Origin of the sequence: Moorena producens PAL-8-15-08-1 (assembly GCF_001767235.1) — a bacterium.
Taxonomy (GTDB): domain Bacteria; phylum Cyanobacteriota; class Cyanobacteriia; order Cyanobacteriales; family Coleofasciculaceae; genus Moorena; species Moorena producens_A.
On sequence record NZ_CP017599.1, the window covers coordinates 1,078,165 to 1,098,332 of the forward strand.

The 20,168-nt window shown below is 38.7% G+C and carries 18 protein-coding genes; 3 read left to right on the forward strand and 15 right to left on the reverse strand.

The window, feature by feature from the left end:
* Positions 1 to 138: 138 nt before the first annotated feature.
* The 4 genes from BJP34_RS04230 to BJP34_RS04245 all read right to left on the reverse strand — a co-directional run bounded on the left by BJP34_RS04230 (position 139) and on the right by BJP34_RS04245 (position 4,878).
* Positions 139 to 2,274 carry a hypothetical protein gene (locus BJP34_RS04230; RefSeq protein WP_149030783.1) on the reverse strand — a complete coding sequence of 712 codons (2,136 nt, stop codon included), beginning with the start codon at positions 2,272 to 2,274 and terminating at the stop codon, positions 139 to 141.
* A 1,251-nt stretch (positions 2,275 to 3,525) separates the two neighbouring features.
* The gene (locus tag BJP34_RS04235) at positions 3,526 to 4,041 is read right to left on the reverse strand and encodes a DUF29 family protein (protein WP_070391270.1); all 516 of its coding nucleotides are present in this window, start codon (positions 4,039 to 4,041) and stop codon (positions 3,526 to 3,528) included.
* Positions 4,042 to 4,162: 121 nt separating this feature from the next.
* The gene (locus BJP34_RS04240) at positions 4,163 to 4,525 is read right to left on the reverse strand and encodes a DUF5615 family PIN-like protein (RefSeq protein ID WP_070391271.1); all 363 of its coding nucleotides are present in this window, start codon (positions 4,523 to 4,525) and stop codon (positions 4,163 to 4,165) included.
* A complete protein-coding gene (locus tag BJP34_RS04245; RefSeq protein ID WP_070391272.1) occupies positions 4,525 to 4,878 on the reverse strand; it encodes a DUF433 domain-containing protein in 354 nt (117 codons plus the stop codon). The genes BJP34_RS04240 and BJP34_RS04245 overlap by 1 nt, the downstream gene beginning before the upstream one ends.
* Positions 4,879 to 5,641: 763 nt before the next feature.
* On the opposite strand from BJP34_RS04245, the gene BJP34_RS04250 reads away from it, so the two are divergent.
* Together BJP34_RS04250 and BJP34_RS36040 are read left to right on the forward strand one after the other, a co-directional pair.
* Positions 5,642 to 7,021, forward strand: a complete 1,380-nt coding sequence (locus BJP34_RS04250; RefSeq protein WP_070391273.1) for an RNA-guided endonuclease InsQ/TnpB family protein — start codon at positions 5,642 to 5,644, stop codon at positions 7,019 to 7,021.
* Positions 7,022 to 7,125: 104 nt separating this feature from the next.
* Positions 7,126 to 7,380: a XisI protein gene (locus BJP34_RS36040; RefSeq protein ID WP_324611072.1), complete on the forward strand. Its 255-nt coding sequence runs from the start codon at positions 7,126 to 7,128 to the stop codon at positions 7,378 to 7,380.
* A gap of 30 nt (positions 7,381 to 7,410) precedes the next feature.
* Here the strand turns inward: BJP34_RS36040 and BJP34_RS42345 are convergent, their stop codons facing one another.
* Together BJP34_RS42345 and BJP34_RS04255 are read right to left on the reverse strand one after the other, a co-directional pair.
* Positions 7,411 to 7,563: a hypothetical protein gene (locus tag BJP34_RS42345; RefSeq protein ID WP_158517000.1), complete on the reverse strand. Its 153-nt coding sequence runs from the start codon at positions 7,561 to 7,563 to the stop codon at positions 7,411 to 7,413.
* 225 nt (positions 7,564 to 7,788) lie between these two features.
* Positions 7,789 to 9,063: a glycosyltransferase gene (locus BJP34_RS04255; RefSeq protein WP_070391274.1), complete on the reverse strand. Its 1,275-nt coding sequence runs from the start codon at positions 9,061 to 9,063 to the stop codon at positions 7,789 to 7,791.
* 329 nt (positions 9,064 to 9,392) lie between these two features.
* Here BJP34_RS04255 and BJP34_RS04260 point away from each other — a divergent pair, with 329 nt between their 5' ends.
* Entirely contained in the window at positions 9,393 to 11,114 is a 1,722-nt protein-coding gene (locus tag BJP34_RS04260; protein ID WP_070391275.1) for an ABC transporter ATP-binding protein, read from the forward strand.
* Here the strand turns inward: BJP34_RS04260 and BJP34_RS04265 are convergent.
* From BJP34_RS04265 to BJP34_RS04300, 9 genes are all read right to left on the reverse strand, one after another.
* Positions 11,092 to 12,465 carry a hypothetical protein gene (locus BJP34_RS04265; RefSeq protein WP_070391276.1) on the reverse strand — a complete coding sequence of 458 codons (1,374 nt, stop codon included), beginning with the start codon at positions 12,463 to 12,465 and terminating at the stop codon, positions 11,092 to 11,094. The two genes, BJP34_RS04260 and BJP34_RS04265, sit on opposite strands and share 23 nt — an antisense overlap.
* A gap of 59 nt (positions 12,466 to 12,524) precedes the next feature.
* On the reverse strand, positions 12,525 to 12,689 hold the full coding sequence (locus BJP34_RS42350) for a hypothetical protein (RefSeq protein ID WP_158517001.1): 165 nt from the start codon (positions 12,687 to 12,689) through the stop codon (positions 12,525 to 12,527).
* Positions 12,690 to 12,729: 40 nt separating this feature from the next.
* Positions 12,730 to 14,451 carry a cupin-like domain-containing protein gene (locus tag BJP34_RS04270; protein ID WP_070391277.1) on the reverse strand — a complete coding sequence of 574 codons (1,722 nt, stop codon included), beginning with the start codon at positions 14,449 to 14,451 and terminating at the stop codon, positions 12,730 to 12,732.
* A gap of 22 nt (positions 14,452 to 14,473) precedes the next feature.
* Positions 14,474 to 15,427 (reverse strand): cupin-like domain-containing protein, encoded by a 954-nt coding sequence (locus tag BJP34_RS04275; RefSeq protein ID WP_070391278.1) that lies wholly within the window; start codon positions 15,425 to 15,427, stop codon positions 14,474 to 14,476.
* A 31-nt stretch (positions 15,428 to 15,458) separates the two neighbouring features.
* Positions 15,459 to 16,463 (reverse strand): cupin-like domain-containing protein, encoded by a 1,005-nt coding sequence (locus BJP34_RS04280; RefSeq protein WP_070391279.1) that lies wholly within the window; start codon positions 16,461 to 16,463, stop codon positions 15,459 to 15,461.
* Between the two features lie 174 nt (positions 16,464 to 16,637).
* Positions 16,638 to 17,714 (reverse strand): cupin-like domain-containing protein, encoded by a 1,077-nt coding sequence (locus BJP34_RS04285; protein WP_158517002.1) that lies wholly within the window; start codon positions 17,712 to 17,714, stop codon positions 16,638 to 16,640.
* A 237-nt stretch (positions 17,715 to 17,951) separates the two neighbouring features.
* The gene (locus BJP34_RS04290) at positions 17,952 to 18,344 is read right to left on the reverse strand and encodes a hypothetical protein (protein WP_070391281.1); all 393 of its coding nucleotides are present in this window, start codon (positions 18,342 to 18,344) and stop codon (positions 17,952 to 17,954) included.
* Positions 18,345 to 18,536: 192 nt separating this feature from the next.
* Entirely contained in the window at positions 18,537 to 19,412 is an 876-nt protein-coding gene (locus BJP34_RS04295; RefSeq protein WP_158517003.1) for a CinA family protein, read from the reverse strand.
* A 447-nt stretch (positions 19,413 to 19,859) separates the two neighbouring features.
* Entirely contained in the window at positions 19,860 to 20,108 is a 249-nt protein-coding gene (locus tag BJP34_RS04300; protein ID WP_070391283.1) for a UPF0175 family protein, read from the reverse strand.
* Positions 20,109 to 20,168 lie beyond the last annotated feature (60 nt).

A 20,168-nucleotide genomic window follows, 5' to 3' on the forward strand; every position in this document is an offset into this window, starting at 1 on the left:
TTTAAGATAGATAGATTAATGATAATTGAAAGTCTTCAGAAAAGTCCTTGGCTAAGGTCAAAGACTTATAGCTGATAGCTTACCTTATTTGGCGAGAGCTTCCATAGTAGAGACCCTGACAATAAGTGCCATGTTTTACTAAGACTTACCCTCTATATATGCTCTAATAGTTTTAATTAGATGGGTTTTATTTAGTTGACATTTATATAATTCATCATAGAATTGACTATCTACTTCTCGCCAACTTATCCAACCGAGCCAACTAGTATGGGAATATTGATCATCTGTAAAACTATAAGCAACTAACTTGGAGCCATTTTTTAGGGAAATTATACAAAAATCATCCTGAGGGCTAATTATGTTATCAATATCGTCTTGATAGACCATAATTTTAAAGGAATATTGATTGATCAGCTTTGATTTCGTTTCATCATCAAGGGAATCGTAAAAATCCCGAAATTCATCCTCTTCATATTCAATCAGATATCGTTCAGCCACTGGAACGTCCAAAAAATCTTTCAATTGCTGCTTCTTTTTCAGGTTTGTGAGGAAATGTAATGAACAAATTGCTTTGACCGTACCCTCTTTGTATAACTCAGCCAGAGTGCAAATCTCCGAAAAAACAATTTTTCCTTGTTGTAGATATGAACTAGTATTGATTAGTGTTTTGAGGCTGTCTATTTTTTCAAAAAATGGCGGTATAGTTTGCCGTCTAGTATATTGAGGATCTAAAACAGGTACTAATTCTCGCTTTTCGCTGATCAATAAATGGTCTTTTAGTTGTTTTTTTAAACTCTCTAAATTGTATTCATAGTCTTGCTCCCAATAGATAGATTTTATATCTAGTCCTTGTTCAAGGTCTGCACTATTATTGGTATTCCAATGTGCTACAAATAAACCTATTGTCTGAGTTTTGCCCGATTGATATTCCGATAGAACTCTCCAAGTTTCAATACACCTATATTGAGGTTTATCTTCAAGCATACTAAGATCATATACCTTAGTGAATTCATAACTAAAAGATGCTTCTTGCTCTCTGGCATTACTTTCATTACTTTTAGCACTAAATTCTAGATTCGGGATTATATCGTTCAAATTCCATCCAGCTTCCCTTGACTGCTCACTTCTATTTATGGCTTTAGTTTCACCCTTAATATTAAGTTTTATTTCTCCTTCGTCTTTGCCAGCGTAATGTTTACTTTCTCGTTTCAGCTTTATTTTGGGGACAACATCATTATGTTTAGCTAGTCTGAAAAGAATAGGTTTAAGTCTGAATTCATATAGTAGAGATAAGCTTAAAGCCATAAAAGCACTTAGGGGTAATAGATATACTAATATCACTGAATTTAACGGTTCTTCTAGTAAATAGAGTAAGTTTTGTTCTTGTACAATTTGATGGCTTTTGTCCATAAATATATCTAAACATAAAATATAAGTCTTGTCATTATTGTCATTATTATCATCATTAACTTTAAACTTGTACCATAACGTTCTAATTGCATTAGGCTTATTATTATCGTTTAAATCTATATAAATACCAGTAAGACCCGACTTATTTCCCTCATCATCTGTCTTTTCATAACTAGAATTATAGTTTCTTTCCGTAGCTCTATACCAAGGTCTAGTCTCATAATCAATTTTTTCTTTAAGACGCTTACTAGTAAAGGGATAATATATCAAAAAATCTTTGTTAGTGTTCAAAATATAAACACTATTTATTCTTAGATCAGGGATTTTTTTCCAATAATCATCATCACCTGTTAAATACCCAATCACTTTTTTACTAAACTCATGGAAATTTTGTATAGGAGTATCACCATTGTTGGCTGCTATATCTAGTTCCTCTCCCATTATTTGAGTAAAAGTCTGAAAAATTTTATCAGTACGTATTTGTGCTTTTTCTTCACTTCTACTATTGCTATTTTGTTCTGATTGAAAATCGAGTACACCAGAATACCCATAGAAAACCTTAAGATCGTATTCTATTTTTTCTATTTTCCAGGTGACATAATTTTTATCTTTAGATGATTTAGGTCTTTTGTTGTCAATAATGATTTTTTCTTCTAGATCAGGACTAACGTTTAAGTTATAATTTTTAAAGTCTTTTTTGTAAATTTTTTGTAAGTTATTTTGTGCTTTTTCAACAAAATCAGCAAATGTTTTTGTTGATTCTACTTCTAAGTCTAGATCTTCATACCAGACAGTGATCTGTTTGTACTTCTCAATTTCTTGATGATTTTTGATAACATATCCAAAAAATATGATCAGCACCATCGATACTATATAAGAAATGAAAAATTTAGAGGATAATGTATAAGATAATAAACGATGTATTAATTGAAATGAATTGTTGTCTGATTTCGGATTGGAGTGTGAAGATAGCATAAGTCTAATTTCCTATTTCAAGGTAAGTGTTTGCATGGAACGGATGGCTATTACTTAATTCAGTAATGAATACGGTGAGATACCCATCCTATTAAAACTATTCAGCAACTTCCTCTACATGAATCTACTTTTTGTACCTATTGACTTATCTGTCCTAAGAACGAAGATTGTGCAAAAGGAGAAAACTTTTTAATAGCCAAGTAAAAATACTTATGAAATTTGTCGGCTTCACTGTAAGTGTTATAGCACTACGCGCAAGGCAAGAGGTAAGAGGCAAAAGTTCACTACACAAGGTTTTCAGCTTGTATCAATGTCCTAACTTTAATGTGTAGTGCTATACAGCAGGTATTGCTGAATCTTCAGATCAATATAAGTGGGATTTTGGGGATAATATTTTTATTTCTTGATAGTAAGTTTGTTGTAGAGAACCCTGATTGACTGACTTTAGTTCCAAAAGCTTTGATATTACCTAGGGAGCAGTAGACTAATAGCAAAATCTAACACAACCACTGCCAGGGTTAGGTTTTACTATGTTCACCCCAACCTACTAAGCTGCAATAATAACTCTATTAGCTGAACCCTGATTACTAAGATTAAATAATAGCGATCGCTTTTAGCGGAAGCTTTGCTTCATCGCGTAGCGTGGCCTATGGCCAATCGCTTTTAGCGGAAGCTCCGCTTCATCGCTTAGCGCAGCCTACGGCCAATCGCTACAGCCAACTCCTAAGCTATTCCTAGTTAGTAGTTATATTTCTATCAAATATATTTTTCTTTGACAATGAGTATTTATACTGTTTTCTTTATATAAATGAGTCGTAAAAATAGATTGTGATTTGTTATATACTAAAAAACTCTGTATTCCTTACTGCTATTAACTATCCGGAGTTTTATGTTTCCTAACCTTTTGGATTATTTGTTCACATCTCAAATCGAAATACTATAGTAATCATAATTTCCTTCATGTCGCTTCGGCAGTACTTCAGTTTGACTCGGTGGGTGGAACGAGCATCTTGGTGGAACCGACATTTTGGTGGAACGAGCATCTTGGTGGAATAGGCATCTTGCCTGTTCCAATTTTCAGACGGGCTGTACCAAGGCTGACTATGAGGCGGACAATGAGAATCTCTTACCTAAGGCAGCCTACGTCTCCCTACCCCACTTTTCCCCACCTGGTAATTCAGTTAAATAATCATCTAAAACGGCTGGTAGTTCTTTAGCTGAATAGCGGTAAGTGAGACTAAGTAAACTATTGGCAGTCAAAATCAGCTGTGGTTTATCCAATCTCTGGGAAAGTTGAGACCGCCTTAACTGTCCATTGAAAACTTCCAGACTAGCAGGAGCGATCGCTGCTTCTAGTGCTTCCTCTAATCTGGGCTGCCATTGATCAGGTTTAATATAATAAGAAGTCTTATTATCTTTAAGATTAAGCTTTTTAATTTCCAGAATTGAACTAGCAATTGAAGCTACCCAATAATTAGTTAAACGCTGCTCTACTTGATTTTTAATTAAGTGGATAAATAGCCTGACTATGAACGAATCAATATTACGCAAAATTGCCTGTTTACTCATCCCTTCTAATTCATCGACAATTGCTAAAGCATCTGCGTATCGTCCTTCTAAAATGCTAGTTTTGAGGTCTATAAGTTCTTGTGTCATAGGTAAGGTAAAAATTTTGGGGGTTAGGGAGTAGGGAGTAGGGAGTAGGGAGTAGGGAGCAGGGATTAGGGAGCAGTTAATTCAGAAGAGGTAAGTTTAATCAAACTAATGTGATCAAATTCTAAAGTAGAGGCATAAAACTAATTTGGTCTTTATATTCATCCTCTATTGAGGCTTCAGCAATAATTATTAATTCCTCCATAATTTGACCCATACTCATGTCCTCATTGATGATGAATATCCCTGGCACATGAAGACCTGCTGCCAGATGGTCTTTTAAATGAACAGGCATAGTTTTACGGTTATTAGTGACAAGAATAAAGCCATTATCCTCACACCATCTGAGAATATCTGGGTCAGAAGTACCTTTGGGTGGTGTATTCGGGTCGCCAATCGCCCAGACTTTTAATTGAGGATAGCGTCGCAACATCTGTGTGCGATAACTTAACGGAATATGTTCATCCAGTAGATAGTTAATTGTCATTAACTAGCCTCTATTGTTTTAGTCTTGTTTTGATAGGCAGCATCTTTTTCAGCTTTAAACTTTCGGAGTTTTTCAATAAAAGGAGGAGGATTTTTACGCTGTTGCTCGCGCATTTGATGACTCCACGCCAACCAGTCAGCAATATAGGCGCTTACGGAAACTTTGTTGTGTAAATAGTATAAAATTGTGGCATAAACCTGTTCTAGTGTTACCGTCCTATATCGTTCGGCAATGGCTTCTGGTGTCTGGGCGCGATGGATATATTGATAGATAATATGTTCTATCCCAATTCGTGTTCCTTTAATGCGAATATCATCGGGTGCTAAGAAATCAAAGTAATCTTCTAGTTGCATTAGTATAACAGTTTTTAATTGAGGGAGTAGGGAGTAGGGAGTAGGGAACAGCGGATCAGGGAATAGGGAAAAAATATTGTGTACCTGATTAGGCTATAACCCGCTATTATTATATATAATACCTGGTAATTATGCGTACGCTACTTGCCAAAATCATACCCTAATTCAACAACACCTGGTATTTGATTATGGTAATTATTGTTTTTGAACCAAATACCGAGGATATTTTACAATGGATACCGTAACATTCTACCAAAAAATCCGGGAACCTGAGAGCCCCTCTCTTTTAAGGAGGGTCAGAAGTTACCGTAAGGTAGGGTCGCCAAAATAGTTGGCAGTCTGTGAGTTAAAGGTTAAAACTTTTGTAGTAAGGCGACCCAACAATCAGGTTTCGTCTCCGGGATGAAACGGACGCGAACGCGCCCCGCGTCTCCTACGGAGAACGGGTTTTAACCCGTCGTATCCCTCTGTTTAGGTTCGGGTAACCTAGCAATCAAACTTCTGATTAACTCAGATTGAGTCATTCCTAGAGACGAAACCTTAGATAGTGGAGCCTTTATAGTTAGCAGGTTATGCAGAAAAGGATTAATTATTTTTAATAAGGCGACCCTATCTTACGGTAACTTCAAACGCCGTTCAGCCTCTTCCCTTAGCTGCTGTTTATCAAAATTGGTAATTCTAATCATTAATCTTTAATTATTCATATTTTTTGTATAAGCATATAGGCATACATATGTTATGATTATAGTAGGAGGTAAATAAGATGTACAAGACTGTTCCACTAAAAGCTAACTTCACAGACGAAGAGCAAGCCTTTTGGGTTTTTCAATGCCAGCAGGCAAATAGCTTGTGGAATTGTGCTGTCTATTACTCAAAGCAAAAGCATTACAGTTGGTTGGAGCAGCAAAAAGAAGCTTTTACCACCTATTGGTGCGGTGATGAGTTGAGATATGGTTGGAAGACCTATAAGTGCAGTATCAAGTACGCTGAACTTTGCAAGAGCCTAAAAGAAAACCCTCATTACAGAGCCATGGCAGCTCAGTCAGCTCAACAAACTTTGAAAAGTGTTGCTGAGTCAGTCACTACTTACAATCAGTTGGTTGGTCTTTATTACAAAGGAAATGTTAATAAGCCAAAACTGCTTAGATATCGTCAAAAAGGTGGTCTAGCTGCCGTAACGTTTCCTCGGCAAGCTCTTATTTACAAGAAAGGTTTGTTTTACCCTTCAATCAGTAAGGAAACTAAGCCTGAACTAATTACTGATATTGCCCTGGATCCACCAGATTTTATAGACCCTGATTGGGTAAAAGAGGTGACTGTCCGTCCGTACCTAGGGGAATTGTGGATTGATTGGGTAATTGATGACGGGAAGCAATCAGTCGAGTACAACCCCAACTTGGATTATTCTCAAGCGTGGAGTTTTGATCACGGGGGTGATAATTGGCTTACTGGCGTTTCGACCCACGGAAAAAGTCTGATTATTGATGGACGAAAGCTCAAGTCACTAAATCAGGGGTACTCACGGCTAGTTGCAAAATACAAAGAAGGTAAGCCCGATTTTTACTGGGATGCCAACCTTGACCGTGTCCAGAGAAAACGCAACAACCAGATGAGAGACGCTGTCAACAAGGCTGCCAGATTCATCATCAATCGGTGCTTGAATGATCGAGTTGGAAACCTGATAGTCGGTTGGAATGAAGGGCAAAAAAACTGCTCTAATATGGGCAAACGAGGTAATCAGAACTTTGTCGTAATTCCGACCAAAAGACTGATTAATCGGTTAAAGCAGCTTTGTCCCGAATATGGAATAAAGCTGACAATTACTGAGGAATCGTACACTAGCAAAGCGTCTTTTCTTGATGACGACAGCCTCCCAACAATTGGCGAAAAACCCAAAGGATGGAAACCGTCGGGTAAACGGGTGAGACGCGGTCTGTACAGAACTGCTAAAGGATACCTGATAAATGCCGACTGCAACGGTGCGGCAAATATCGCTAGGAAAGTAGACAGACAGTTAGGATTAGACCTAACCAAGCTGAGTAGGGAAGCCTTGACACTTCCACATCGGTATAGTTTGTTCAACTCCCTGAGCAAATTATACAGAACAAAAAGCGAAAAAGCGCGGTTTCAACCCGCTTTGTAGCAACCTTGTAGAATCCCCCGTGCTTCAGCCGGGGGAGATGTCAACAAGATACCGTCGAAAAAATTCTTAAAGAGTATGCGGCTATCCCATACAGTTATGGTAATATTAAGCAGTATGTCATTATTGATGCCGAGCGTACTCATTTCCTACTGTTTAATGAAGGATGGAAGGGCAAAAAAAGAGTCCATGGCGTTGTCACCCATGTTGAGATTCGTCAGAGCAAACTCTGGATTCATTATGATGGCATCGAAGACGGCATTACCGATGAACTAGTTGCGGCGGGTGTGCCAAAGGATCATATTGTCCTCGCGTTTCATCCTCCCCATTTACGTCAACATACTGGATATGCGATCGCATAACCCAAATCACAAATCTAGCAATTATCATAGCTATGAGGTACACAATTTCTGGATTTTAGGGAACAGGGAACAGGGAACAGGGAACAGGGAATAGCGATGCGCTGGATCAAGACAGGGAATCAAAGTCAAAGAAGACTGTACCTCATAACTGCGAGAAACGCTATAAACCGAGGAATAAGACAATTCTCAAAAAAGTGCGATCGCATCAGCGCTAACCAGTCAGTCCGCAACTTGATGCGATCGCATCCCATAGTTATTCAAGTAAGAAGTCAGTAGTAGGGTGCGTTCATAACCCACCCATCCCATTAACAATTCCCTCTTCTTTCTTCCCTACTCCCTACTCCCTACTCCCTACTCCCTGGTTCCTGTTCCCGACTCCCGATTCCCGACTCCCGACTCCCTAAAATCCTAACCCAATCGAGATTCAATCATAGCGATCGCATTAGCAATGCCATCTTCATCGCGGATTTGTTTTCCCAAGGCTTCAGCATTTTGCCGAATGGTCTGGTTTGTCGTCACTTCGCGGATAGCAGTAGCCAGCTTCTCGGGAGTCAATGTCTTTTGGGGAATCGGTTTACTGCCCACACCAAGGGCATGAACACGCTCGCCCCAAAAGGGTTGGTCTCCAAAAAAGGGACAAATGATAGTCGGACGACCTGCCCGTAAGCCAGCAGCGGTTGTGCCAGCCCCACCATGATGCACCACTGCCGCCATACGGGGGAAAAGCCAATCGTGGGGAGCGCTGTCAATTTTTAAAATGCTGTCGGGCAAGTCATCTACAACCAAGCCACCCCAACCGGTAGCAATAATACCCCGCACATTGGCTTGCTGTAAGCCTTCAATCACAATTTCCGTCAGCCGCTGGGGATCTCGTCCAGCCATACTGCCAAAACCGACATAAACCGGAGGATTGCCAGCATCAAGGAAATTCTGTAACTCAGCCGGTGGTTGCCATGTATCTTGTTGGTCTAGAAACCAGTAGCCTGTTGCCACCACACTCTCAGGCCAATCCGTAGCTTCATCGGACACAAACTTACTGTAACAATATAAAACCGGAATCTGTTCACCGGTAGTGGTACGCAGAATATTAAAATTGCCGGGTTGGGGTGGCAAATCATGGTCAGCTCGCCACTCTTTAACAGGTTTGCCTGCTGAAAACTCCATTAATCGATTGACGAAGCGATAGGTCAGTTTGTTATACCAGCCCCCTAAAGGCCATTTCGGGAAGCCCATGTTAGGAAATTCAGCGGTAGGCACCAGCATCGGCAAGGGAACCGCCATGATCACGGGAATGCCCAATTTTTCCGCAAAATGAGGGCCCCCATAGGTTTTGGGGTGGAAGATGATCAGATCAGGGTTGGCTTGTTGTGCGGAATTCCAAGTATCCTTAAGCATCATCCGTTGCATGGGAGCAACTTGTTTAGATAACTTGCGAGTGAGTTTGATGATTTCCCAGAGGTTGGTCGTATTTTCCATGGCATCGCGACCTTGATCTGAATTCATCAACTTCATCATCTCATCGGTCATATAGCCATAAGTTAAGCCATGCTCCCTGATGAATAATTCAAAACTGGCACTGGTACAGACTGTGACGGTATGTCCTGCTGCTTTTAAACCTTTGCCTAATGCCACATAGGGCTGGACATCGCCACGGGAACCTAGTGTTTGGATAAATACATGCATAGGTCAGCTCTCTGGTCAACAGCAATGGAACATCGATCGACCCCTCAAACACACAGAGCAGCAGTTTGTGGAGGAAGCATCATCCAAGAATTCCTCTTAATTATAAATCTTTCATTATAAACCTGGAGTAAGAATCCCTCTATTGCCCCCCTCACCGTAAGTCCTGTTTGAATTTTCAGGTTTGAATTTACAATGGATATGAAGCCAAAAATACTGCTCTTAAAGTCGGAGACCAATTAGCTGCTCAGATGGAGAAACCCTATGCGTTCTACTACTCGTACTAGTAAAACTGCATTTACTTAATTTTTAACAATGATCTGGAGTAAGGGATGAAATACGTTTTACAGATTTTTCAAATTATCAAATACCCCTATGTCAAGCATGCAGTCATTTTAGTAACAGTACTATTATTAATAATTCCTGACATCATAGAACCCCTTATTATTCAGAATCTTTTCGATAACGTTTTCCCCAACAAAGATATTAATTTATTAATTGTAATGGTTTTAGCTTTTGGGGTAGCAAGGCTTTTTGGGTTTTTACTAGAAATCCTGGAGGATTATTTATCTGCTTCTTTTGGGCCACAAATAATTTTTAGCATAAGACAAAAATTATATTCTCATCTTCAAAAAATCGATTTTATTACTTACAGTGAAACACCGAATGGTGAACTGGTATCCAGATTACTTAATGATGTGAATTATTTAGAAGAATTTTTATTAGTAGTTTTCCCTAGTACCATCGAAAATATATTAACTGTCAGTTTGATAACTCTATTATTAGTTAAGTTTAATTTGCTTTTAGCTTTAGTATTAATTCCGCTATCATGTTTATTAAATTTTGCCTATAAAATCAAGGATAAAGAGATAGAAGAATTAAGCGCTATAAATCGACAATATATTTCTGAATTTCAAAAGTTTTTTAACGAAAATATAGAACTACACTATTTGATAAAAGTATTTTGTTTAGAAAAAAATCGATTAAAAAAACATACCAAAATTACCCAAAATTATATCAGAAATAATATTCAATTTGTTACCCTATCCAAACTAGTAGAATCTTTGGCAGAACTTATACCTCTAACTTCAAAAATTGTTTTATATGGATTAGGAGGATATCTTCTCATAACTAATCAAATTACCTTAGGTAGTTTAATTGCTTTTGACTATTTATTGGGTCTTCTTGTGGAGCCTTTATCTTCGGTTTTTAAGGTTAATCTACAGTTACAAGCTACCATCCCAGCTATCAAAAGAATTCTGGAATATTTAGAACTGGACACAGAAAAAGAAGGAGATTTAACAGTCAAAAAAATAAATTATTTGAAATTTGAAAAGGTTTATTTTGAATACCAAAACGGTCAACCCATTTTGGAAAATTTAACCTTTGATATCAAAGCAGGTCAAAACATCGCTTTTGTAGGAACTTCGGGGGCAGGAAAAACTACAATAACTAATTTATTATTTAGATTTTACAATCCCAAAGAGGGTTCAATCAAGATTAATGATATTGATATTAGCTCTCTAAAAATCAAATCATTAAGGCAAGCTTTAGGAGTCTGTTCTCAAGATACATTGTTGTTTAATACAACAATCAAAGAAAATTTAAAGTACGGAAACTTAAACGCAACAGATCGAGAAATTATAGAAGCTTGTAAGTTGTCACATATTCATCATTTTCTTGAAACTTTACCAGAAAAGTATGAAACTGTAGTTGGCGAAAGAGGCATCAAACTTTCTGGAGGACAAAAGCAGAGGCTTGCTATTGCTAGAGCAATCTTAAAAAATCCTCAAATTTTAATTCTGGATGAAGCCACATCTCATCTTGATAGTGAATCAGAAAATATTATCCAAGAATCACTTAAAACCGTTGCCGAAGGTAGAACAACAATAATCATTGCTCACCGATTATCCACAGTGGTAAATTGCGATCGCATATTTGTTTTGAATCAGGGCAAAATTGTGGAAGAAGGAAAACATCAAGAACTCCTGAAAAGTCAAGGAGTTTATTATAAACTTTGGCATGAACAATTTAGATTTGATCCGATTCAGTAACTCTTCTGAGTATTAGTCTGTCTTCTGGATCTGCTCCGAAGTCTTTTGTTAGTAAGTAGGAATTATTTGGGGATTTAATGGCTAAATAATCCTTAGCCTGTTCCCAAGACTCCAATCTTTGCATCCAATGCCGATAGTACATCATAGCGACAGTTCTAGCACGGGCAGCTTGTGCTTTAGTAAAGAATAAGCTTTCATTAATTTCAGTATCTATACTCATTACATTCATGAACATATTTTTGGCATGCAGATTTTCAGCAAATTTTTTATCCCAAGGCCAAATACTGGCTTTTTTGATATTAATCGGATTCCAGATGGTATCTGGAGCTATCCCCAGGCAAGGCCTATTAAAATCTTTACCATCTTTACCAAGGTGATACAATTGAAAACAATGTCCTAATTCATGGCTAAGATTACTACCAGCTTCACAGTCATATTTTTGATTAAGGTAGTTGGCTCGATCGTATCCTAAACTATCAACAATCAGGGACAAAAAACCAAGTTTTCGAGGATAAAATTTGCGGCGATATCGGATTTGGGGAAAATTGGCATAACCTGCAGGCTCGCGTCCGGAGAAATCCCGTTGCATTAAGATCGCAACATTGAAACAGTTTGGGGATGTGGGAATTTCATCAATCCACTTTCCTTTGTTTGTTTTCACTGGATTGCGAGTATGGACTTCGGAAATTCCAGTTAATCGAAACCGAAATCCCATGGCTCCAATGCGGTCAATACAAGTTTGGTAAAAATCCGAATAAGGTAATAGATACTTGCGCAGATGTTCTTTAGCATACTCTGCCCCTTCCATAGAAAAGTCAAAATTTACCTTTTCCAGATTCTTTTCAATTAACCATTTCAAGTAAGCTCGATCGTGATTTTTTTTTATCGAGTCATAATCTCTCTGAATGTCGTAATTATGATTGGGAAGAAACTGTCGTAAGTCATAGGCTAAAATATCTGGGTGGTGGCTGAGATCTATGATATAGTCTTCTTCGCTAAAGTTAACTAGATAAAAATGAATTGGAAACTCCCAAATATAGGAGTCATGGATAGGAAGCAGATCCGGAAACGTTTTTTTCCGAGTTAGCTCCATGATTTCTAGGAAGTCTGCAAATGATTTGGAGCGGAAATAGTGATACAGAGTGAATTCCCGACCCTCTTGTTGATAAATTCGCTGATTAAAGAATGTTTGATTAACTCTAAAATCGTAAGCAAAGAAGATATTGATAAATTCCTCGATACTGTTGTAAAATTTCCCCCGAATGCGATCGGTAATTTCTGCTATTCCTAGATAACAGTTGATTAAAATATCTAATTCATTGATGTCTAGGGTTAGGGGCAATTTAGCCATTATCGCAGAAAGCCGTTTTTTAAATGTATGGTAGTGCCTTGCATAACTATATAGCAATTCTACGACTTGTGAGGTACAAATTTCTGGTTTTTAGGGAGCAGCGATGCAGCGCGGTCTTGGGGGTTTCCCCCATGAGCGACTGCATCAAGACGGGAGCAGGGAGCAGGGAGCAGGGAAGAGGGAAGACAGAAGAGGGAAGAGGTAAAAACTAATGTGTACCTCATGAGTCCTAGAAACGCTATAGGTTAAATTTAGGTTAAATTGTCAAACTGTTTCAACAATGAGATTCTGGTCACTTTTCTGCTTTCGCAAACTATCTCGTTTGTCTTTCCAATGGGAAATAATCGGTTTCATCGTTTCTGATTTCATATATTTTTCCCCTTTTCTCGCCTCCATTCTTTCTAAGAAAGAATCAATATTGGAAACATTCATAAAGTCATGGGACAAGGAAATAGAATCTGATAAAGTTAAGGTTTGATGCCACCAAGCATTTGGTAAAATTAATACTTCACCTGGTTCGAGAACAAAATCATAAGGCGCAGATGCGTTCATATAAAGCGGATATTTAACTAGATCGGGATTGGTTAAGTCAACTTGACCGTCATACATCCATTTTTCATCTTCAGGGGGGTGAATTATCCACCTTTTGCGACCGGAAATTTGAGCAGAATACACATGCTGTCCTAATCTATCCGAATGATTGGCAATCCCAGAACCTTTAGTTCCCATAAAAATCCAGGTCAAGGCATTTAATTCTTGTTTAGGTAGCTCTAAAATCCAATCTTTTTCCTGGTTATTCAAGGGTTCAATTGTATCAAAATCTTCAGCAAGGATGTCATAAAAGTCATCCAGACACCACATGGAATAATGGGGTTGGTCGAAGTTGGTTTCCAGATACTTTCTTAATCGTATTTTCTTAGACTTGTCATCGTGACCATGGAAATACTGAATGAAAGCATTGCCAAACCTCTCTCGAAAATAATCTAAATTCCACTTGTGCAGAGCTGGCCAATGATTGATTTGATTCTGGAGAATAACTGGTTGATGAGGAATGAGGTATTTTTCTAACAACTCTTCAAAAGAAATGGAGTAAGAAATCCGCTCAATAGGAGTCGTTTTTATTTGGGGAAGTTGAGCAGACCAATTTGCTTGTATTGACTGACTGGCGCGATAAAATGTCTCTACTTTAGGATCGATATGGTGAGATTGATTGAGTTCGGAAATATAATGGTGGTAATTTGTCTCATTGACAATATCGTGGGTAATGGAAATAGAATCTGATAAAATTTCAGTTTGATGCCACCACCCAACAGGAAGAATTAAGATTTCACCAGTCTCTAAAATGAAGTCGAGGGCTTTTGCTTCCTTGAATTTAGGGTATTTTTCAATCGATTCTTCTCGTTTTAACCAGTCAGCTTTACCCTCATACATAAACTCTGATTCTTCTGGAGGAGAAACAATCCAGCGCTTTGTGCCCATAATTTGAGCTGACCAGAGATGAGTGCCCATACTATCTTGATGATTCTTAATGCCCGTGCCAGTATTGCCAATAAAAATTACATTCATGTCCCCATGAATAGGTTTGGGAAGATCCAATAACCAGTTAAATTTAGTATCGGAAAGAATTGTCCCGGCAATGGGATAATCTGGGGAGATTATGGGAAATAGTTCTTTTGTATATAGGCTAGAGTATAATATTTCTCCCTGTTGCATTTTAGCGAACATTTTTTTCAATCTCATTTGAGATGACTTAGCTTCGTTGCCAGAAGGGAAAACATTGGTATAAATGTTACCATACTTTTCCTGAAACCAGGAAAAACTCCACTTCTTGCTTGCTTCCCAGTCATCAATTAGACCTCGAATGATAACCGGTTTTCTTTGATAAAGATAATCATCAATAATTGTGCGGCTACTTACACTAGCATCTAGGTAATCTATCCTTTCGTTAGCATAGTAGTTTTGGAGAATTTTTTCGCCTTTAGACATGGGATTTATCCTTGTTATTATTTCAACGTTTAAACAAAAGCTTGTTTCTCTGGTTAAACATTAGTAAAATAGTTGACAATTTATGGTTTTTAGCATAGTTTTTAATCCGTTTTATTTTTTGGCTAGGATTATCGTCATTATCAAAAATATTTTGCAGAGCTTCGGTATCATCTACCGATAAAGCAAAGGCATTTTTTTGAAACATTTTCGAGAGAACTAACAGTAATTCGGAATTGGCTTCGTAAAATGAGAACGAAAGGGCAATATTGCGTTGAAAACTATCCACTGTATGCCACCAACTACAAGGAATGTAGAGGACATCTCCGGGATAGATTTCGGTTTCATACAAAGTTGCCTGTGCAAAAAGAGGATATTGTTGGTAATCTGGTTGATGGATATCAATAGGTGAATAGTTGGCATGTTCCTCTCCGTCTTTTGAATACATATAAGCTGTTTCAGCAATATCGACCAGCGTCAACTTCTTATATCCGCTGACTTGGCAGAGAAGATTCTCATACCAGTCATGGTGAAAGGCAATACGATTTCCTCCTCGGGTCATCAACATGCGACGTTTGTAAAATACGTCAAAGGCATGGAAGAGATCGATATCTGGGACATTATTGACCAAAGCTGGGAATAGCCAATTACCAACAAAATAGTCGGTTTCCCCTTCTGGAAGGGTTAATCTCTCTAAAAATCTGGAAAAAGGCATATAAACTTTCTCAGCATCGTCGAAAATTCTCCCCTCAAATTGATCTCTGGATGTTTCGACATCTACTGTATTAAACCCCACAACCTGCTCCAAATACTCATTCGTCCACAGGTGAATGGCATCCCAGTGTTTTACTCCTCCGCAAATAACTAATGGAGTATTCTTTTGCACATAGTTTCCGTAGAACTCCTCTTTGGATAGTTGTTCGACTTTGGGAACCCTCGCTCTTTTATTTTTTATGTTGTAGCTGGATAATATATTCATCGCGATCGCTTGTCCATAAGTTTAGCAAACCTCAGTAGGTACTATGACCGTAGAGAATATCAAAAAGGCTTTCTTCTATTAAACGGCGAAAAATTTGATGAAAATAGTAAGAAGTTCCCTGCTCTTTGAGATATTTCCGGTGATATTTTTTCAGTTGAGCGTTACGTTTAGAAGCTTTTTGCTCAGATTTAATGATAGCCAGTAAGTCGTTCTTGACCGATTCATCCACCGGAAGGGTGTCGCAGTCTACCAATTTCTCTACAACATTGAGCCGTTGAGCCATTGTCTCGTTGATGATGTAAGACACTGCAATATTCCTGCCAAAGGAACTTACGCGATGCCACCAGTAACAAGGAACATACAAAATATCGCCTTTTTTAATGCGAGCTACGTAAGGAGTGGCATGCTTAAGGAGAGGAAATTGACTAGAATCAAGCCGATCGAGATCGATAGCAGAACGAAACTCTTCAGGGGTTGCTGGATACAGATATTTGAAATCGGTGATATCAAACAACAGGAATTCTTTTTCCCCATCACATTGGCACATGATATTTTCATTGTCATCATAGTGCAAATGGGATTTTTGACCGCCATTGCCCCAGAACAACGTCCTTCTCCTGGAAATAGGGAAAGTCTCCAAAACAGGATGAGTTCCCAAATCCTGATGTAAAACAGGAAATAGGTTCTGGTCTAAAATATAGTAATTCTTATCAATACTTTGATAGCGTTCGATGAAGTCGGTGACGCTCATCTTTTCCTGAAGACTATCTTTAAGATTTACCTTTCCTTCCTGAGAATAGGAAAAGATATCAACCTTGAGTGGTTGTTCTCCGACGACTTGTTTTAAATAGTCGTCTTCCCACTGCATGGCCTGCCAATGCTGAATACCTTGGCGAATAATGACGGGGCGGTGCTTGGCAACATACTCATTGGCAAAAGTTTCCTTATCAATCGTTTTTACCTCCGCTACAGGAATTGGGTTTTTGAGGTTGATTGGATGATGGTTTGAACGCTGTTCGATGCTTAAATTTAACATAACGAGTAATAATTATATAGCATTTTTCGCAGTTATGAGGTACGATTTTAAATCTCAAAGTCCCCCTTATTAAGGGGGATTTAGGGGGATCAATTTGTACCTTATGGGATATAGAATTGCTATTTTTTCTTCTAAAACTTATTAATCAGTATATCATTTATTTAGTCGGTTAATTTATACTTCAAAAATACCAGCGTTCATTCGATAAAAGTTTTGCATCAAATATAAAACTGGATAACTATAGTTACCTGAATGAAGTTCACTTTCAACCATAGGCTTAACACGTTTAAACGCCTTTTCAACAGGACTAATATCCTCTTGCTTATTTTTTAAATATTCATACAAAAGACCCAGTTTTAAATATAAATAGAAAATATCCCACTCCATTAAATCACCTTCATTTGGCAGCTCTTGCTGAGTATGAATCGCCGTTTCCTCTCGATTTTCTAACATAGTCAGCATAGTCTGTTTGTCTGATTCAGAGATCGGTAAAGCATCGTTTTTGACTAACTTTATATAGGCCATTAATTGCGAAATCCGATCGGTTCTTACATAAGACAATGCCATGTTCCTACCTTGGGAACGGACGCTATGCCACCAGTATCCGGGAACATATAACATATCCCCTGGATAAAGATGAGCATTATATCTGGTGACTTCTTTAAAGAGGGGAAAGGCTTGATCATCCACATTATTCACATCTACTGGCGAAAAGTCTGGACTATCTATGTGATCGTAAGCATACATTTTGCGAAAATCTGCGATATCAAAGAGAGGAAACTCTTTCTCGCCATCAATCAAAACATAGATATTTTCCTCATCGTCATAATGGAGTGGCGCATATTGTTCTCCTGCACCGAGAAAGAATCCGGTTCGCTTATGATAGTGCTCTAACCGATTGAATCCCTCCAATAGTTCATGGTTGCCCATGTCTTGAACTAAAATACTCGGTATATCGGAGTCATTAATGTAATATTGAGGATGATCTTGATAGTGAGCTAAAAACTCGCCAAATTTCAGATATTCCATGGGAGATTGGTGGTTAAAACCAAAATCATGGCGAATAGATGTGGTTTTCAAAATTTTTCTATTCCCAGCAAGTTTCTCTAAATAATCATCAGAATGCCATTTTTTAACAGCTGGCCAATCTTTAGCCCCACCCCGAATCAGGCACGGAGTATTTTTGAGGAAATAATCTTGATAAAATTCGGCTTGGGTAATACTAGTTAATACAGGTACTTCTCTTTCCACTCTTCCTTGCACCTTTCTTTGATAATTAGGTGGATATCAATAAATTACCCCTAGGGTGAGAGCCTGAGAAATCCTCAAAATAGTCTCTCTAACTAGAACAAAAATCCTTCGCAGTTGAGAATCCCCGCCAATTCAGTGGGGGGATTCCTATAAACCCAGCGTGGTCGATTGAAGAAGAATTAGACGGCGAATAAATTCGCGCCCGTCGTCATTCCACCCCGCAATAAATTGACAGGGCTATAGGCTTCGACGACGACGACGACCAGCAGCTACTGCTGCATTTTCCTTTAGCATATTATTGGGGATAAAGGTGCTTAAGGGAACATCCGCTTTCTGGTTGTATTTAAGTTCCACATAGTTGGGATTGCTCTTCAGCACAGGAACAGCAATATAGGTCGTGCCGTTGATATCAATCTCACTCTTATGGGTACTCAAAGATTCGTCAAATTCTCCCTCTTCAGGAGTGTCAGTATCATCCTCTTCATCATCCATATCCATTTCCTGATCTAATTCGTTATCTAGATATTCTGGATAATGCTTGAGGAAGTCTACAGACACATACAATACGCCGTCAATTTCAACTTCGTTACCAAACACTGATAGATTGTCATTAGTAGTAGTTGCATTCATAGTTTATTTGTCCTACTATCAGATTTTTGAGTCAGAACTAATACTAGTATACAATGGGGGGGTCGAGTCAAACCCATGGCAACTTTCTTAATAAATTGTTAAGTTATTACTCCTCATTGATTAGACCTCAATCAATTGTGAGAATTTTTGTTCCCTGTTCCCTACTCCCTAGTTCCTGCTCCGTCTTTCCTGTTACCTTTTCCGTCTTCTCTTTACCATACCCACTGGACAACGCTCGATGTGCTCCTTGATCACCCAAGTTGGTTCACCGTACCTGATGTAACGGCCATCATAGGGTTCTTGACACATGGAGTCGAGAGTTTTACAAGTCACATTATCCCCGTCGCTGGTACAGACAAAGTTTTGGAGGTGTTGTTTCGCCAGTTCCAAAGCGTCAATCACCACATTTTGCCGAATCAATTTCCGGGTCATGGACAAGGTTGGAGCTGATACATAGCCCTTAGGGTCGGCCTCAGCTTCGGAACGATATTGTTGGCAAACAACTTCAGTCATTGGCAATCCATCACCATCGCAAAGTGCCATGCGCCGGTGCCTGGTATTGAAGACAATGGGCTGCTCGTGGATCTCACTGTCTTGGCTCTCAGAGGTGGTGCGAATAGAAACCGCTGCGTTGACAACACCGAGGTCTTCCAATTTATTTTTGTCAACCGGTCCGGCGTTTCCGGTAACTGCAATAGAGACCATCGCCCGACTATTTTTCAAAGCACCAGCAGCCATTTGTCGAGCTGTGGTTTCTGTATAAACATCGCCTTTTTTGACCCCAAGCATCTTGCGCTTAGCATCACTATCATAGGTGGAAAATCCACCGTAGGTGTAGGAACCATAGAGGGGAATGTTGACGATTGTGGAAATAATCATGCCACTGGTCAGAGACTCCGCTGTGACAACATTAAGCTGCCGTGCCTTAATTTCTTTCAAAAAGCTTTCAGCTTTTTCATTCATCAGAGGAGTGTAATCAATGGACATATAATCTACTGTACTGCAACCGTTGTCCATGTACAGTAACCCTCGTAAGCAGGTTTGAGCTGAGTCGCTGGTATCAGCCATTGCTAGTTGGACCCCAAGCAGAAAGGGTAGGATGAGCGAGACCAGTACCATCAAAACCTTATTTTTCGACATTTTCGACTGTCTTTCTCCAAACGATAGATGAATTGACTTTGATTACACTATCAATGATTGGCTTGGATTAGCTGGTTTTTATTTAAATTTAATGGTTTTGACAGCAAGGGAGTAGGGAGTAGGGAGTAGGGAGTAGGGAGTAGGGGGAGAGGGTTTGACGTTTTTTTATAACTGAATAATATTTAATTTAAATGCACAACAGTTTAACAATAATCCGATCTTCGGATCAAAAACGTTATTCCGAAGTTTGACAAGGTTTCAAAAATGTGTTTTACGCTGATCGGGATGCCGTGATTTGATTATAAAGTTGAGGCAGAAGCTGTAAGTGTTGAATCGCTGCCAAATTTGTGATTGCCGATGTATCGCTAATAACAATCACAACCTTCCTAACTCCCGCAAATTTTTCAAGTCAAGTTCAAAGTCTTCAACATCGTAGGAGTAAAGCGGAATTTTGCGCTGCTTAAGAAATTGGCGAAACTCGTTGGGTTCCATGTGGGCCAGTCGGCTGGCATAGTTTAGTGTTAGGCGACCTGTTTGGAACAAGTGTAATGCAATTCGGGAGCGAAACTCACTTGGGGTAAGCTGGGATGCTTGTAGGATTGCGTCTGAAATAACGATACTCATCACAGAATTGTTTTATCAATCGTATTTTTAAGGGTAGCTCAAAAACGTTCTGTTTTTACT